We start from the raw sequence: 15,900 nt of genomic DNA, 5'->3' as shown, positions 1-15,900 counted from the left end.
TTACCGGCAAATGCAGCTAAATCTGAAGTTAATCACTACCATAAAGATGGTTCTATGCGTTTCTTCACCAATGATTTTGGTAACCCAGATGCTTATTATGAACCAAATAGTAAAGGAGGAGCTGTAGAAGACCCAACTGTAGAAGAGCCACCAATGAAAATTAGTGGTGATGCCAAACGTTATGAAGAAAATGATACGTATGGCGAGTATAAGCAACCAGGAGATTTGTTTAGAATGTTTGATGAGGGGCAGAAAAACAGATTGTTTAGCAATGTAGCTGCTGCAATGCAAGGTGTTTCTATGGAAATTATAGAGAGACAGTTAGTGCATTTTGATAAGGCAGATCCTGCTTATGGAAATGGAGTACGTAAGGCTTTAGGTATATCAGAATTAGAAAATTATTAAGATAATAACGCATTATTTGGGGTAAGCATTAGTGCTTATCCCTTTTTTTTATAACTATAAAATGACAGAAACTACAACAGCATTTTTTAATGTAATACGAGAAGAGAATACAGAAGAAGTAGCAAAAATGTTAAAAGAGAACCAAGAATTAGTATCTGTAAAAGATACACGTGGCTCTACACCTTTAATTTTAGCAACTTATTATAATTACTTAGATATAGCTAAGGTTTTACTAGACAATAATGCACCAATAGATGATAAGGATGCCTCTGGAAATACGGCTTTGATGGGAGTGTGTTTTAAAGGTTTTGATGCAATTGCAGAATATCTAATTGGTGAAGGAGCAGATGTAAACGCAGTTAACTTATCTGGAGCTACTCCTTTAATTTATGCGGCAACCTTTAATAGACAGTCAATTATTAAAATGTTATTAGATAAGAATGCAGATAAAACTGTAGCAGACCAAAGAGGTAATACAGCATTAGATCACGCAAAGATGCAAGGTTTAAGCGATTTAGAATCTCTTTTAGTCTAGTTAAGAATAAAAAAACCTCTAAAAATTAATTTCAGAGGTTTTTTTTAGTAGTTTGTTGTAACAGTTTCTTTAATAAATAAAAGCCACAATTCTAATTTCTAGAATTGTGGCTTTATTATGTAACAGTGTTTTACTGTTTATTTGTCTATAGAACCTAATACACGTTTCATAAAACTGTTTAGAGCTTCTTTTTCTGGCACACCTTCTTTAATAGATTTTTGTACCTCTAAAGCACCATACATATTAGAAATTAGTTCTCCAATAACATCTAGTTCTTCATCTTTTATAGATGATACTTCTGTTAGCGCCTCTAAAGTTTCAATTGTTTCAAGAACGTAATCTTCATCGTTCTCTTTTATAAAACTTGTAAGGTGTTTAATTACTGGCAATTTCATGTACTAATTCTTTTAAAACATCATATTTATTTGTCTGCGTCTGGTTTTTAATGTTTCCGTTTTCAAACGTAGCAAACGTAGGTAAATTATCTACATTGGCTAATTTTCTAGATTCCGGAAATTTTTCAGCATCAGCTAAAATAAATGTAATGTCTTCGTTAGCAGCAGCCTCTTTTTTAAATTTAGGCTTCATTATTCTACAGTTTCCACACCAAGTAGCAGAGTATTGCACAACCACTTTTTTGTGCTCAGCAATTAGTTCTGCTAAATTGTCTTGTTCTAGTTCTAGTAACATACTAAAATTAGTTTACGTTAGATGCTAAGTATTCTGCAGTACCTTTAGCGTTAGCTTGCATAGCTTCTTTGCCTTCTTCCCAGTTTGCAGGACAAACTTCACCTTTTTCTTGTACGTGAGTGTAAGCATCTACTAAACGTAAAAACTCGTTTACATTTCTTCCTAAAGGCATATGGTTAATTCCTTCATGAAAAACAGTACCTTCTTCGTCAATTAAGTAAGTTGCTCTATAAGTAACATTGTCACCATCTACAGTTATAACTCCTGTTTCATCATTATAAGTTTCGTTAGATATATCTAAGATTCCTAATGTAGAAGCTAAGTTTCTGTTGCTATCTGCTAAAATTGGGTAAGTAACACCTTCTATACCACCATTATCTTTTGGCGTATTTAACCAAGCAAAGTGTACTTCAGGAGTATCACAAGAAGCTCCAATTACTATTGTATTTCTTTTTTCAAATTCTGCTAATGCAGATTGAAAAGCGTGTAATTCCGTTGGACATACAAAAGTAAAATCTTTAGGGTACCAGAATAATAATACTTTTTTATTATTGTTCTTAGCTTCTTCCAATACGTTTAGTTTGAAAGTATCACCCATTTCGTTCATTGCATTAACGTTTAAATCTGGGAATTTTTTTCCTACAAAAGCCATATATTTTTTATTTAAGGTTATACATTTTGTTACTGCAAATATAACCTACAAATATGCTTTTTTAGTTTAATAAAATTTTAATTCTTTATAGAAGAATAAAGATTCTTTATGTTAAAATTTATTTAGAACGTAACTGTCTTATTTTAATGTTTAAAGCAGCAAATAATAATGTAGTAAATGGGCTTAACCAGTTAAACATAGCGTAAATAAAATACTCGCCAACTCCAACGCCTAAAACACTAGATTGATAAGCTCCACAAGTATTCCAAGGTATTAGTACAGAGGTTACAGTACCAGAATCTTCTAAGGTTCTACTTAAGTTTTCTGGAGCAAGACCTTTATCTTCATATGCCTTTTTAAACATTTTACCAGGAATAACAATTGCTAAATATTGATCACTAGCAATAGCATTTAAACCCAAACAACTAGCAACAGTACTTGCAAACAAACCAAAGGTAGTTGTAGCTATAGATAGTAGTGCTTTGGTAATTCTTGCTAAGGCTCCAATACCATCCATAATACCACCAAAGACCATTGCGCAACATATTAGTAAAATAGTCCAAAGCATACCATTAATTCCGCCAGCACTAAATAGTTTTCGTAATCGCTTTTTGGTAATTAATTTATCTAAATTATCAGCAGTACTTGCTAAAACACTTTTGTCTTTAGTTAGACCAGAAAAAACAGCTGCTAAATCTTCTTTAGTATAAATACCTTCTAAATCATCACCGGTAAAAACTTTGCTTAAGTCCTTATTTTGTTTAATAATTGCTATTTCTTCGGTAGAAAATTTTGCTACTTGTTCACTATCATCTATACTTACGTTAGTATCTGTTAGAACAGCAGTAACAATAGAGTTTATCTTAGAATCACTTAATTTATCTAGTAATTTTGGCTGAAAGATAAAAGCAAATATAATAGCTAAGCCTACACCAGAAAGTAACGCAACCAAAGGTTTGGTTTTTAATAAAATAAGAGCAACTACAGCCACAGGTACTATAAATAATAATGGTGTTATGGTAAAATTAGCATCTATTGTATCTAATATAAAGGCAATATCTGTAGTGCCATTTGTATCTATATTGGCACTTAAAACACTAAAGAAAATAAGTGTAACTATAAGTGTTGGCACAGTAGTAATAGTCATATATTTTATATGTGTAAACAAATCTGTGCCAGCCATAGCAGGAGCAAGGTTGGTTGTGTCACTTAAAGGAGACATTTTATCTCCAAAATAAGCTCCAGAAATTACAGCACCGGCAATCATTCCTGGGTTAATACCAAGGGCAGAACCAATACCAATTAGTGCAATACCAACTGTTGCAGACGTGGTCCAGCTACTACCTGTAGCTATAGAAATTATAGCAGCAATAATAACAGAGGCAGGTAAAAATATACTAGGGTTTAAAACTTGTAATCCGTAATAAACCATAGCAGGTATAATACCGCTAACCAGCCAAGTACCAGCTAAAGCACCAACCATAACCAATATTAGTATAGGTATAAAAACACTTTTTAGGTTTTCCCAAACTTCTTTTCCCATAGTAACAAAAGAAGTTTTATTAAATAACCCAACAATTGCAGCAATAACACCACCAATTAAAAGTATTATTTGATTTGTGTATGCACCAAACCATTCTTGTCCGTCTACAAAGAAGATATTGTAAGCTAAAAGCGACATTAAAATTAAAACCGGAATTAAAGCTTCAAAGAAATTTAATTCTTTATTATCTACAATATGCTCATTTTTAGGGTCTGAGGTGCTTAAGTTTTGGTTTTGCATTAAATTGAGTTAGTTAATTACCTTGTAATATTACAATTTTGGAGCGTTTCTTGCAAGTTTTATATCTTCATACTAGTGGTTGTATTATTATAAAATAGCCAAGTTTTGTTTACACTTTTTTATTAAATTATAAGTTCTTTTAATATCATTATCTAAAACAATAGATAGTCTAATTAAACCATTAGATAGTCTCATTAGTTCTTTTATTTTTGATTGATATAGGTGTAATTGTAATTCTGGAAATACAATATGTAAACCATTCTTTTTTTTAATTCTGAGATCATTATATTGTGTTTTCAATGTATTTATGTTTGTTAAGTCAATAGCATTAAACCATATTGGTAGTACGCAAAGTTCTTTTGTAATAAATGAGGTAAAACATACTACAGCTATAGAACTTGGCGTTTAGTTTATGTGTTTATACGCACTAAAACGCTAAAAATTTGTTATAATAAAAAGAGGAAGGTATTATAATTTCCTATCCACAAAAAATAGTGCTAATTTTACAACTTTAATCAAAGAAAAAGATATGAATTCATATGATGTTGCCGTAATTGGCTCAGGTCCTGGAGGGTATGTTGCAGCTATACGTTGCGCACAATTAGGAATGAAAACAGCAATAATAGAGAAATATTCAACTTTAGGTGGTACGTGTTTAAATGTAGGCTGTATTCCGTCTAAGGCGTTGTTAGACTCTTCTCATCATTATGAAGATGCAGTAAAGCATTTTGAAGAGCACGGAATTGATATTCCTGGCGAAATTAAAATCAATTTAGAGAAAATGATTTCTCGTAAGCAAGCCGTTGTAGACCAAACTACTGGTGGTGTTGATTTTTTAATGAAAAAAAATAAAATAGACGTTTACGTAGGTACTGGTTCTTTTAAAGATGCTACGCATATTTCTATAGCAGGTGAAGAAACTACAGAAATTGAAGCTAAACATACAATTATAGCAACTGGTAGTAAACCATCTACCTTGCCTTTTATTAAGTTAGATAAAGAGCGTGTTATAACATCTACTGAAGCATTAAAACTTAAAGAAGTTCCAAAACACCTTATTATTATTGGTGGTGGAGTTATTGGTTTGGAGTTAGGACAAGTATACAAAAGGTTAGGTGCAGAAGTATCTGTTGTTGAGTATATGGACCGTATAGTACCAACTATGGATAAAGGAGTTTCTAAAGAACTTAATAAAGTTTTAAAGAAACAGAAATTTAAAATGAACTTGTCTCATAAGGTAAAATCTGTGGAACGTAATGGTGATGAAGTTATAGTTAAAGCAGATAACAAAAAAGGTGAAGAAGTTACTTTCACTGGAGATTACTGTTTGGTAGCTGTTGGTCGTCATGCTTATACAGATGGTTTAAATGCAGAAGCTGCTGGTGTAAAACTTACAGACAGAGGTTTAGTAGATGTTAATGAGCATTTGCAAACAAGCGCTTCCAATATTTATGCTATTGGTGATGTAATTAAAGGTGCTATGTTGGCTCACAAGGCTGAAGAAGAAGGTACTTTTGTTGCAGAAACTATTGCGGGGCAAAAACCACATATAGACTACAACTTAATTCCTGGTGTTGTTTATACTTGGCCAGAAGTTGCTGCTGTAGGTAAAACAGAAGAGCAGTTAAAAGAAGCTGGTGTTGATTATAAAGTTGGTCAGTTTCCTATGCGTGCTTTAGGTAGATCTAGAGCTAGTATGGATTTAGACGGTTTTGTAAAAGTACTTGCAGATAAAAATACAGACGAAATTTTAGGTGTACATATGGTTGGTGCACGTGCAGCAGATATGATTGCAGAAGCAGTTGTTGCTATGGAGTACAGAGCTAGTGCAGAAGATGTATCTAGAATGTCTCACGCTCACCCAACATTTACAGAGGCTATTAAAGAGGCGGCTTTAGCTGCAACAGGAGATAGAGCTTTACATATTTAAGCTTTTATCTTAATAGATAAAAAAAAGCTGCTCAACAGAGCAGCCTTTTTTGTTTATTGTAGTTTGTAAAAATGGTCTACAGGACCATTTCCTTTTCCTAGTTCTTTACTTTTACCAGCTACTATTGCGTGGTGTGTGTAAGTTATTCCTTTTTGCACAGCGTCTTTTAAACTATTTCCAAGTGCTAAATGTGTAGCAATAGCAGAAGATAATGTACAACCAGTACCGTGTGTGTTTTTAGTGTTTACTTGTGTTTTGCTAAAATTGTGTAACGAGTTGGTTTGGTAGTTGTATAATACGTCTACTAAGGTTTGACTATTTTCTATATGTCCGCCTTTTAACAAAACCGATGTTTTGTACATTTTTCCAATTTTTTCTGCAATTTGTGGCATATTTTCAGGAGAAATAGTATCAATCTTAAGTAAAACTTGTGCTTCTGGTATATTTGGAGTTATTAAGGTTGCTAATGGCAAAAGTAACTTTATGGCCTCTAAGCCTGCATTGTCTAACAAATTATCTCCAGAAGATGCTACCATCACAGGGTCTAAAACAATAGGCATATCTTTATGAGCTTCTAGAGTTTCTAATACTGCTTTTATAATCTTTGCAGATTGTAGCATTCCAATTTTTATAGCACCAACATTTATATCGCTTAATACAGCTACTATTTGGTTTTTAATTTCTGTAGTAGGAATTGGATAAATTGCATTAACTCCTAACGTGTTTTGTGCTGTAATAGCTGTAATTGCAGTAGTTGCAAAGCCTCCGTTAGCACTAATGCTTTTAATATCTGCTTGTATGCCTGCGCAACCTCCAGAGTCGCTCCCTGCAATAGTTAATACAGAGTTGTAAATGGTTGTAGTGTTTTTCATTCGTATTTTAATGTCAGTATGCAAATCTATATAATTTGTAGTTTTTTGTACTAAATTGTTTCTAATTAACATACGTGTAAAACACAAAAAAAGTCCTCAAGAAAAATTACTTAAGGACTTTTTTTATGTTGTAGTGTGCTTATTTTTTATGAGAACCGTCGCAAAATGGAGGGTTGCTTGTTAATTTACAAGTACACATATTGTAGGTTTTTGCTTCTTCAACAGAAAAACGCATAGACGGTGTTGCGTTATGTGCCTTGTGAGAACCATCACAAAAAGGTTGGTTGCTGCTGTGTGCACAAGTACACCATCCGTAGTTTTTATCTTTTTCTAATTCTACTTTAATTGGCGAGTATTGTTTGTCGTTGCTCATTTTTATAGTTATTTGGCTGTAAACATAGCGTAAAACTAAGTATCAAAAAATAGCAAAACTTAATTTTTAGCTAGTCTAAATAGCTTTAAAGTAGCAAACTTTACTTTTTGTATTCTGTTTTTAATTTTAAGTTCGTGTTTATCATACAATAAGGCCAAGTATGTAGAGCTAAACATAAATAAAGCAGCGCCAATTATAGCTTTTGCAGGGGTTAAAGAATATTTAAAAAAGTGATAAAACCCAAGTCCAGTAAAACTACCGTACAAAATAATAAAGTGTATTACGTAAATGGCAAGCGTGTTCTGACCAATTTTTAAAACAGTTTTATTGGTAAGGTAGGAGCGTAGCATCATAAAAATAGAAAATATGATGAGCACATCTCCAAGCCTAATAAATAAGTAATTGTTAGTGTACACAGCATACAAAAAACTTGTATTTGTTATATCGCATATAAAAGCAAATAAAGGCGATGATCCAAAAATTAAAAATAGTCCTGTAACAACACATATTGGTATAGCTGTTATGTATAGTTTTTGGTAGTTTTTATATTTTGTAAATAACATAGCCATAAAAGCACCAAAAGTAGCATAGCCAAACCAAGGTATTATAGTAAATACAGAACCATATAATTTAGTAATGTAGTTAGCAATAGCTTGTGGTAAATAAGAGTGTGGTAGTTTGTCGTATGTTGGTTCAAATAAAAATAAAACAATTGTAATTGTCACTAATATAGTAGTAAAAATAACTGGTTTTGTTTTGCTTGTGATTAAATACAAGGCTATTATTCCTAAGATAGAGAATCCAATGCAATGTAGTACATCTACGTAGAAAAAGGAGTCGTAGATTTCTCCAAAAATAACACTAAAAAGGTTCATTCTTAATAAATAGCCTATTAGAATTAATTGTAATCCACGTTTAATTCCTTTTTTTACTCGCGGATTTTTTAATCCTTTTTTATCTCCTCTAACAAGTAAATACGTAAATATAAAGCCAGAAACTGTAAAAAAAACAGGAGCAGTCATTCCTCTAAAATAGCTCCATATGGCATAAGCTAAAATAGATTTATCTCTATATTCAAAATCTAATAATCCGTCTATAAAATGACCTTGTAACATCATTAAAATAGCCCAAGCACGCATTGCGTCTATAAAGTATAATCTGTTGGTTTTATTCTCCATTAGTGGTTTAAAAAAAGCTATGTGCTTGTTTTACAGTTGGTTTTATTATTTTCGTTTGCAAAATTAGCTAAAATGCTCGCAATTGATTGTTTTTTACGGTATTTTCGTTAAAAACTATATAAAATGAGTACTATTTTAGCCTTTGCAGGAAGCAATTCTAGCACCTCTATAAACCATAAATTAGCAACATTTACAGCAGGTATTTTAGGCAATAATGATGTAACAGTTTTAGATATGGCCAAAGTTACTATCTCAATGTATAGTGAGGATGCAGAGAAAAACAACGGGTTTTCATCAGAACTAAAAGAAATTAATGATGCTATTGCCAAGGCAGATGCTCTTGTTATTTCTGTAAATGAACACAATAGTGGTTTATCTTCCTTTTTTAAAAATTTAATTGATTGGCTATCTAGATTAGATCGTAATTTTCTTGAAGGTAAAAAAGTACTTTTATTGGCAACCTCACCAGGTAAAAGAGGCGCTTTAAGCGCTTTAAAACAAGCAGAAGGTGTATTGCCTCGTTTTGGAGCAGAAATAGTAGCTACCTTTGCTTTACCATCTTTTAACGACAATTTTAAAGAAGGTGTTTTAATTGCTTCAGATGTAAAAACAGAGTATCAAGCAGCTGTTAATCAATTTTTAGAAAAATTATAAGCCCTTGCGTAAGTCTTTTTCTTTTAAAGTTGATGATGTACAAGTTTTTAAAGCTAAATTACTTGTATGGAGTCAGCAGTTCTATGAGGTTGTTTGGTTAGACAGCAACTCACATAATAACAAATATAGTTCTTTTGATGGTATGTTGGCAGTAGATGCCTTAACCGCATTGTCTACAGATAGTTTTAATGCTTTTGATGATTTAAAAACGTATCAAACAGAAACAAAAGACTGGATTTTTGGTTATCTAACGTACGATTTAAAGAATAATGTAGAACGATTAAAATCTGAGAATTTTGACGGACTTCATTTTCCTGAATTATATTTTTTTCAGCCTAAAAAAATAATACAAATACAAGGTGATACTGCTCATTTTATATACCTAAATATGGTTGATGATGAGATAAAAGTTGATTTTGATGAGATTACTAATATCACCCTTAAAAACAAAAAAGAGACAAAAGAAAAGAACATACATATTAAAATGAGAATTTTTAAAGATGATTATTTTGATAGAGTAGGTAAAATGCTTCAAAAAATACATAGAGGAGATATTTACGAAGCTAATTTTTGTCAGGAATTTTATGCTGAAGACACAGAAATTAATCCGTTAGAAACTTATAATGAACTTAATAAAATATCTAAAGCTCCTTTCTCAGTTTTTTTAAAGTTGAATGATAAGTATGTGGCATCTGCTTCACCAGAACGTTACATAAAAAAAGAAGGTACAACAGTAATTTCTCAGCCTATAAAAGGCACAGCAAAACGTTCTTTAGATAAATTAGAAGACGAAAAACTACGAACAAATTTGGCGTTAGATGAAAAAGAACGTGCAGAGAATGTAATGATTGTAGATTTGGTGCGGAATGATTTGTCTAAAAGTGCCATTAAAGGAAGCGTGCAAGTTACTGAGTTGTGTAAGGTGTATACTTACAATCAAGTACATCAAATGATTTCAACAATTACTTCAACTGTTAAAAGTGATAAAAATGTGATTGATATTATAAAAGAAACGTTCCCAATGGGTAGCATGACAGGTGCACCTAAGGTTTCTGCGATGAAAATTATTGAAGAATTAGAAGCTACAAAAAGAGGTGTTTACAGTGGTACCGTTGGGTATATTACTCCAGAACAAGATTTTGATTTTAATGTAATTATACGTAGTATTTTATACAATGCCACAGAAAAATATGTGTCATTCTCTGTTGGTGGTGCAATTACAGCAAAAGCTAGTCCAGAAAAGGAATACGAAGAGTGTTTGCTAAAAGCTAAAGCAATGAGACAGGTTTTAGAGGGTAAAGTATCTTAAACTTTAGTTACATTTGTAGTGTGCTAAAAGAATTTAAACACCATATAAAAACAAATTTTCCGTTGTTATTGCAACGTCCATTTTTGGTGGCCTGTAGTGGTGGTGTAGACAGTGTTGTTTTAGTGCATTTGTGTGCGCAATTAAATTTAGATTTTTCTATAGCGCATTGTAACTTTAAGCTGCGTGATAGTGCTAGTGATGCAGATGAAGAATCTGTTCGTAATTTAGCACTACAGTTAAATAAAAAAATATATGTAACTAATTTTGATACAAGTGGTTATGTTAATGAGAATAAAGTATCTATTCAAATGGCAGCAAGAGAGTTAAGGTATGCTTGGTTTGCCAAATTAATAGGAGAAAACAACCTTTATACGTTGCTAACCGGTCATCAAGCAGATGATAATTTAGAAACCTTTTTAATAAACTTATCCCGTGGTACAGGAGTAGATGGTTTGCTTGGAATTCCATCTAAAACAGCTTCACTTTCTAGGCCATTATTACCTTTTACTCGCGCTCAAATTTTAGACTATGCTAAATTAAATGATATTAGCTGGCGAGAAGATAAAAGCAACCAAGAAACCAAATATTTAAGAAACAGAATAAGGCATAATATAGTGCCAGAGTTAAAAGAGCTGCATTCAACTTTTTTGCAAAACTTTAGTAATACACAGACTTACTTGCAAGAAACCAATATACTAGCAAAGGATTATATTAGACTACTTAAAAAAGAGCTATTTATATCAAAAAAGGGAATAACAGAGATATCTGTACAAAAACTATTAAGTTATACACCCTTAAAAACCTATTTGTATGCCTTGTTTAGTGATTATGGCTTTACAGAGTGGCAAGATGTTGCCAATTTACTTACAGCAATGAGTGGTAAGCAGGTTTTATCTAGAACACACAGATTAGTAAAAAACAGAGAAAATTTGTTATTACAAGAGCTAAAAGAGCCTAATTCTGATGTTTACCTAATAAATAAAGAACAAGATACATTAGACCACCCAATACACATAAACTTAAAAGAGGTTGATGCCATAGAAAAACCAGAATTGACAACTATTTTTGTAGATAAGTCAAAGCTTAAATTTCCATTAGTACTGCGTAAGAGGGAAGAAGGAGATGTTTTTTACCCATTTGGACAGCACGGAAAAAAGAAACTAAGTAAATTTTATAAAGACATAAAATTAAGTGTAGTGGCTAAAGAAGAACAGTGGTTATTATGTTCTGGCTCCGCTATAGTTTGGGTAGTTGGTATACGTGCAGACAATAGATTTAAGGTTGATGACGAAACATCTAAAATTCTTAAAATCAAATTGTTAAAATAATACCGTTATTTTTTTATTTTTTGCTGTTGAAATAGATTTTCTTTTTTAAAATTTAATTTTACCTTTAGGCAAACAACCTACGCCATGCGCCGATTGAAAAAGATACTAAAAATAACAATCCCAATCTTAGGATTGTTATTCTTGGGACTTTGTATTTTTCTTTACTCCTTAACTCCTGTTTATGAAGGGGAGAATGATTTAAAAAATTTATCAGAAAAAGTAAATGTCTATTATGATAATTACGGTATTCCTCATATTTATGGAGCTACAGAAAAAGATGCAATACGCACACTAGGGTATGTGCATGCGCAAGATAGGTTGTGGCAAATGGAACTACTTAGACGTATTGGAGCAGGAGAATTATCAGAAATTTTTGGTGAAGACTTAGTAGAAACAGATAAATTGTTTTTAGCGTTAGGAATAGATGATTACTCTAAAAAAACTGTAGCTAGTTTAGATCCAAATAGTGACTATGTAAAGCTTGCAGAGGCTTATTTAGATGGTGTTAATCAATTTATGGAAGAAGGTCCAACTCCGGTAGAATTTTATCTTACAGGAGTAGATAAGCGCCCTTTTACACTTAAAGATATACACAATACCATTGGGTATATGGCTTTTAGTTTTGCTATGGCACACAAAACAGACCCGTTACTAAGCAATATTAAAAACAAGCTTGGCGCTGCTTATTTGCAGGATTTATCTATAGAAACGGAACCAACATCAACCTATATTAAAAATTATGATCCTTTAAAAGATACACTGCAGCTAAATTTAGCTAGTAAATTAGCCTCTGCATTAGAAAAGCTGCCAGTGCCACAATTTGAGGGGAGTAACAGCTGGGTTTTATCACCAGATAAAACAAAGAATGGAGCTGTAATACTGGCAAACGATCCGCACATTGGGTTTTCACAACCTACCGTTTGGTATGAGGCGCATTTGAGTACGCCAACCTATAAAAAATACGGGTACCATTTAGCAGGAGTTCCTTTTCCTTTATTAGCACACAACAGACAGTTGGCCTATGGTTTAACAATGTTTGAGAATGATGATGTAGATTTTTATTACGAGGAAACTAATCCGCAAGATACTACAGAATACAAAACAGAAAACGGCTGGAAAAAATACACGTACAAGGAAAAAGTTATAAAAGTAAAGGGAGAAGACGATGTTAAATTCACACTTAAATCTACAAGGCATGGAGCTGTATTAAACGGTTTAGCTGCAAGTGTAGCAGGAGAAAGTCCAGTGACAATTTCTTGGATATACACACAGGTAGATAATAAATTACTAAGTGCCTTATACGGAATGTCTCATTCTGAGTCTATGAGTACTTTTAAGCGTCATTTAAGAGATTTACATGCACCTGGCCTTAATATTATGTATGGTGATGCAGATGGTAATGTAGCTTGGTGGGCAACTGCTAAGCTTTATACAATGCCAGATAGTACCAATACAAAGTTAATTTTAAATGGAGCAAGTGGAGAGCAAGAGCGAGGAGATTTTTTAGATTTTTCTGAAAATCCACACGCAGAAAATCCACCTTGGGAGTTTGTGTACTCTGCCAATAACCAGCCAGATACTATTAATGGAAGATTTTTTCCAGGATATTACTTACCAGAGAACAGAGCAAAACGTATAGAGCAGCTTTTAAAACCTAAAAATGACTGGGATAAAGAGTCGGTTTCTAAAATGATTACAGATATTACTTCTGCTGTAGATCCAATGGTTGCTAAAAATATGTCTAAAAATATAGATATTAGTAATTTAACAGATGATGATATTAAGTTGCTAGATAAGCTAACCAACTGGGACGGTAGTGCTACCACAAATAGCATAGAATCTAGTATTTACCAACGTTGGGTATTTTTTATGCTTAAAAATACATTTAAAGATGAGTTGGGTGATGAGCTTTTTAAACAATTACTAACTACACATTTTCATAAGCGACTAATTGCACCCTTGGTAAGCAACAAAGGTTCTATTTGGTGGGATAATGTAAGCACAACCAAAGTAGAAACTGCAGATGACGTTTTTCAGGCTTCTTTTGTAGATGCTCTAACCTCATTAAAAACACAATTTGGGACAAATACAGATGTATGGACGTGGGGTAAAATACACACACTAGAACATGAGCATCCTATTGGCAAAGTAGCATCTTTAAGAGAATATTTTAATGTTGGACCTTTTCCTGTAAATGGTACAAAAGAGGTTATAAATAATATGGGTTTTACGTATAGTGGAGATAGTGTGTACAAAGTAACTTCAGGGCCATCTACACGTAGAATTATAGATTTTTCTGATGTAGAAAACAGTATAAGTATACTACCAACAGGGCAATCTGGTAGTCCGTTTAGCTCGCATTACAATGACCAAGCTAAAATGTACTTAAAAGGTGAGTTTCGCAAAATGATGATGAATAAAGAGGAGATTATAGCAACAAAAAAATCTTTATTGGTTTTTAAGCCAGAAAATAAGTAGAACAGGATCTTATATGTGTATTCATATTAAAATACACAAGTGTTAACTTTTAGATTATTTTTCTTACTTTTAAGAAAAATAAAATTGAATGCTTACAAAGGTTTTTGGTAGTGCTGTTTTTGGAGTAGAAGCTACAACAATTACAGTAGAAGTTAATATTAATAAAGGTATTGGCTACCATTTAGTAGGTTTGCCAGACAATGCAATAAAAGAAAGTAACTACAGAATTGCTGCTGCTTTGCAGAATAACGGTTACAAAATTCCAGGTAAAAAAATAACCATAAATATGGCTCCGGCCGATTTACGTAAAGAGGGTTCTGCGTACGATTTAACACTTGCTTTAGGGATTTTAAGTGCATCTGGACAAATAAAATCAGACAACATAGAAAAGTATTTAATAATGGGAGAAATTTCTTTAGACGGAAGTTTGCAACCCATTACTGGTGCTTTGCCAATAGCTATTAAAGCTAAAGAAGAAGGTTTTGAAGGATTTATATTGCCTAAACAGAATGTAAAAGAAGCAGCAATAGTATCTGGTTTAAAGGTGTTTGGAGTAGAAAATATTACAGAAGTAATAGAGTTTTTTGATAAAGATGTGCCTCTAGAACAAACTATTGTAGATACGCGAGAAGAATTTTATAAAAGTTTAGAGTTTCCAGAGTTCGATTTTTCTGATGTTAAAGGGCAAGAAAGCATTAAACGAAGTATGGAAATTGCTGCAGCAGGCGGACATAACATTATTTTAATAGGTCCTCCAGGAGCAGGGAAAACAATGTTAGCCAAGCGTTTACCATCTATTTTGCCCCCAATGACACTACACGAGGCTTTAGAAACCACTAAAATACATAGTGTAGTAGGTAAAATTAAAAACGCAGGATTAATGAATCAGCGTCCGTTTAGAAATCCACATCACACCATTAGCTCTGCTGCTTTAGTTGGTGGAGGAAGTTACCCGCAACCGGGTGAAATATCTTTATCTCATAACGGAGTTTTATTTTTAGATGAGCTGCCAGAGTTTGAGCGTAAAGTGCTAGAGGTTATGCGCCAACCAATTGAAGATAGAGAGGTAACTATTGCTAGAGCACGTTTTACGGTAACCTATCCAAGTAGTTTTATGTTGGTTGCAAGTATGAATCCTAGTCCGGGTGGTTATTTTAACGATCCAGATGCTCCAGTAACATCTTCACCAGCAGAAATGCAACGGTATTTAAGTAAAATATCCGGACCCTTGTTAGATCGTATAGATATACATATTGAAGTTACTCCTGTTCCTTTTGAAAAACTATCAGAAGAACGAAAAGGAGAAAGTAGTGTGCTAATTCGTAAACGTGTAACCGCTGCTAGAGAAGTGCAAACCAAACGTTTTGAAGCCTTAGAAAATATACATTATAATGCGCAAATGAATACCAAGCAAATACGTGAGTATTGCGCTTTAGATACAACTTCTAAAGAATTATTAAAAACAGCTATGGAGCGTTTAAACTTATCTGCTAGAGCGTATGACAGAATTTTAAAAGTAGCAAGAACAATTGCAGACTTGGCTAATTCTGATGCTATTTTAGGAGATCACATTTCTGAAGCGATACAATACCGTAGTTTAGACAGAGAAGGGTGGTTGGGGTAAGCTTCATCAATCTTAAAAAACAGAACAATTTATTTAATATTTGTCACATTTTAGGTATAATAAACTTATAAGTTTTTTATCTTTCAACT

General features: G+C 32.8%; 16 protein-coding genes and 1 pseudogene. 8 read left to right on the top strand and 9 right to left on the bottom strand.

From position 1 onward, the window contains the following. Both ABJD66_RS14555 and ABJD66_RS14550 read left to right on the top strand, forming a co-directional pair. Positions 1 to 405: catalase-related domain-containing protein (locus tag ABJD66_RS14555; protein ID WP_348132922.1), on the top strand; the 405-nt coding region annotated here is incomplete at its 5' end. 61 nt (positions 406 to 466) lie between these two features. Further along, positions 467 to 940, top strand: a complete 474-nt coding sequence (locus tag ABJD66_RS14550) for an ankyrin repeat domain-containing protein (protein ID WP_348132919.1) — start codon at positions 467 to 469, stop codon at positions 938 to 940. A 137-nt stretch (positions 941 to 1,077) separates the two neighbouring features. On the opposite strand, the gene ABJD66_RS14545 is transcribed toward ABJD66_RS14550, so the two are convergent. From ABJD66_RS14545 to ABJD66_RS14525, 5 genes are all read right to left on the bottom strand, one after another. After that, a complete protein-coding gene (locus tag ABJD66_RS14545) occupies positions 1,078 to 1,335 on the bottom strand; it encodes a hypothetical protein (protein WP_100895844.1) in 258 nt (85 codons plus the stop codon). Further along, entirely contained in the window at positions 1,316 to 1,630 is a 315-nt protein-coding gene (locus tag ABJD66_RS14540; RefSeq protein WP_100895845.1) for a thioredoxin family protein, read from the bottom strand. The genes ABJD66_RS14545 and ABJD66_RS14540 overlap by 20 nt, the downstream gene beginning before the upstream one ends. A gap of 7 nt (positions 1,631 to 1,637) precedes the next feature. Next, complete coding sequence (locus ABJD66_RS14535) at positions 1,638 to 2,282, bottom strand: peroxiredoxin (protein ID WP_100895846.1); 645 nt, start codon at positions 2,280 to 2,282, stop codon at positions 1,638 to 1,640. 118 nt (positions 2,283 to 2,400) lie between these two features. Beyond that, positions 2,401 to 4,065 carry a Na+/H+ antiporter NhaC family protein gene (locus tag ABJD66_RS14530; RefSeq protein ID WP_348132914.1) on the bottom strand — a complete coding sequence of 555 codons (1,665 nt, stop codon included), beginning with the start codon at positions 4,063 to 4,065 and terminating at the stop codon, positions 2,401 to 2,403. An 87-nt stretch (positions 4,066 to 4,152) separates the two neighbouring features. Continuing rightward, complete coding sequence (locus ABJD66_RS14525) at positions 4,153 to 4,365, bottom strand: hypothetical protein (RefSeq protein WP_348132911.1); 213 nt, start codon at positions 4,363 to 4,365, stop codon at positions 4,153 to 4,155. Positions 4,366 to 4,594: 229 nt separating this feature from the next. On the opposite strand from ABJD66_RS14525, the gene lpdA reads away from it, so the two are divergent. Then, on the top strand, positions 4,595 to 5,995 hold the full coding sequence (lpdA, locus tag ABJD66_RS14520) for a dihydrolipoyl dehydrogenase (protein ID WP_348132909.1): 1,401 nt from the start codon (positions 4,595 to 4,597) through the stop codon (positions 5,993 to 5,995). 53 nt (positions 5,996 to 6,048) lie between these two features. Here the strand turns inward: lpdA and thiD are convergent, their stop codons facing one another. The 4 genes and pseudogenes from thiD to ABJD66_RS14500 form a co-directional block, all read right to left on the bottom strand. Continuing rightward, positions 6,049 to 6,867, bottom strand: coding sequence for a bifunctional hydroxymethylpyrimidine kinase/phosphomethylpyrimidine kinase (gene thiD / locus ABJD66_RS14515; protein ID WP_348132906.1), 819 nt, complete (start codon positions 6,865 to 6,867; stop codon positions 6,049 to 6,051). Positions 6,868 to 7,006: 139 nt separating this feature from the next. Continuing rightward, positions 7,007 to 7,213, bottom strand: a complete 207-nt coding sequence (locus ABJD66_RS14510; RefSeq protein WP_348132925.1) for a CDGSH iron-sulfur domain-containing protein — start codon at positions 7,211 to 7,213, stop codon at positions 7,007 to 7,009. Beyond that, positions 7,206 to 7,259, bottom strand: a pseudogene (locus ABJD66_RS14505) (hypothetical protein); the annotation flags it as partial. The pseudogene ABJD66_RS14505 and the gene ABJD66_RS14510, both read right to left, overlap by 8 nt. A gap of 40 nt (positions 7,260 to 7,299) precedes the next feature. Next, the gene (locus ABJD66_RS14500; protein WP_348132903.1) at positions 7,300 to 8,418 is read right to left on the bottom strand and encodes a heparan-alpha-glucosaminide N-acetyltransferase domain-containing protein; all 1,119 of its coding nucleotides are present in this window, start codon (positions 8,416 to 8,418) and stop codon (positions 7,300 to 7,302) included. 123 nt (positions 8,419 to 8,541) lie between these two features. Between ABJD66_RS14500 and ABJD66_RS14495 the strand changes: the two genes are divergently transcribed. The 5 genes from ABJD66_RS14495 (at position 8,542) to ABJD66_RS14475 (ending at position 15,811) form a co-directional block, all read left to right on the top strand. Continuing rightward, positions 8,542 to 9,072 (top strand): NADPH-dependent FMN reductase, encoded by a 531-nt coding sequence (locus ABJD66_RS14495; protein WP_100895852.1) that lies wholly within the window; start codon positions 8,542 to 8,544, stop codon positions 9,070 to 9,072. Between the two features lie 4 nt (positions 9,073 to 9,076). After that, entirely contained in the window at positions 9,077 to 10,381 is a 1,305-nt protein-coding gene (locus ABJD66_RS14490) for a chorismate-binding protein (RefSeq protein ID WP_348132899.1), read from the top strand. 20 nt (positions 10,382 to 10,401) lie between these two features. Further along, on the top strand, positions 10,402 to 11,709 hold the full coding sequence (tilS, locus tag ABJD66_RS14485; RefSeq protein WP_348132896.1) for a tRNA lysidine(34) synthetase TilS: 1,308 nt from the start codon (positions 10,402 to 10,404) through the stop codon (positions 11,707 to 11,709). Positions 11,710 to 11,793: 84 nt separating this feature from the next. Next, positions 11,794 to 14,187 (top strand): penicillin acylase family protein, encoded by a 2,394-nt coding sequence (locus ABJD66_RS14480; RefSeq protein WP_348132893.1) that lies wholly within the window; start codon positions 11,794 to 11,796, stop codon positions 14,185 to 14,187. An 88-nt stretch (positions 14,188 to 14,275) separates the two neighbouring features. After that, on the top strand, positions 14,276 to 15,811 hold the full coding sequence (locus ABJD66_RS14475) for a YifB family Mg chelatase-like AAA ATPase (RefSeq protein ID WP_100895856.1): 1,536 nt from the start codon (positions 14,276 to 14,278) through the stop codon (positions 15,809 to 15,811). Positions 15,812 to 15,900: the final 89 nt, after the last annotated feature.

Source organism: Cellulophaga sp., from assembly GCF_039943695.1.
Lineage (GTDB): Bacteria > Bacteroidota > Bacteroidia > Flavobacteriales > Flavobacteriaceae > Cellulophaga.
Note: the sequence above shows the minus strand (reverse complement) of the source record. Positions and strands in the feature narration are given on the sequence as shown.

Coding starts and splice junctions, on each gene's coding strand:
- ABJD66_RS14550 (WP_348132919.1), top strand. CDS start 467: ATGACAGAAACTACAACAGCATTTTTTAATGTAATACGAGAAGAGAAT.
- ABJD66_RS14545 (WP_100895844.1), bottom strand. CDS start 1,335: ATGAAATTGCCAGTAATTAAACACCTTACAAGTTTTATAAAAGAGAAC.
- ABJD66_RS14540 (WP_100895845.1), bottom strand. CDS start 1,630: ATGTTACTAGAACTAGAACAAGACAATTTAGCAGAACTAATTGCTGAG.
- ABJD66_RS14535 (WP_100895846.1), bottom strand. CDS start 2,282: ATGGCTTTTGTAGGAAAAAAATTCCCAGATTTAAACGTTAATGCAATG.
- ABJD66_RS14530 (WP_348132914.1), bottom strand. CDS start 4,065: ATGCAAAACCAAAACTTAAGCACCTCAGACCCTAAAAATGAGCATATT.
- lpdA (WP_348132909.1), top strand. CDS start 4,595: ATGAATTCATATGATGTTGCCGTAATTGGCTCAGGTCCTGGAGGGTAT.
- thiD (WP_348132906.1), bottom strand. CDS start 6,867: ATGAAAAACACTACAACCATTTACAACTCTGTATTAACTATTGCAGGG.
- ABJD66_RS14500 (WP_348132903.1), bottom strand. CDS start 8,418: ATGGAGAATAAAACCAACAGATTATACTTTATAGACGCAATGCGTGCT.
- ABJD66_RS14495 (WP_100895852.1), top strand. CDS start 8,542: ATGAGTACTATTTTAGCCTTTGCAGGAAGCAATTCTAGCACCTCTATA.
- ABJD66_RS14480 (WP_348132893.1), top strand. CDS start 11,794: ATGCGCCGATTGAAAAAGATACTAAAAATAACAATCCCAATCTTAGGA.
- ABJD66_RS14475 (WP_100895856.1), top strand. CDS start 14,276: ATGCTTACAAAGGTTTTTGGTAGTGCTGTTTTTGGAGTAGAAGCTACA.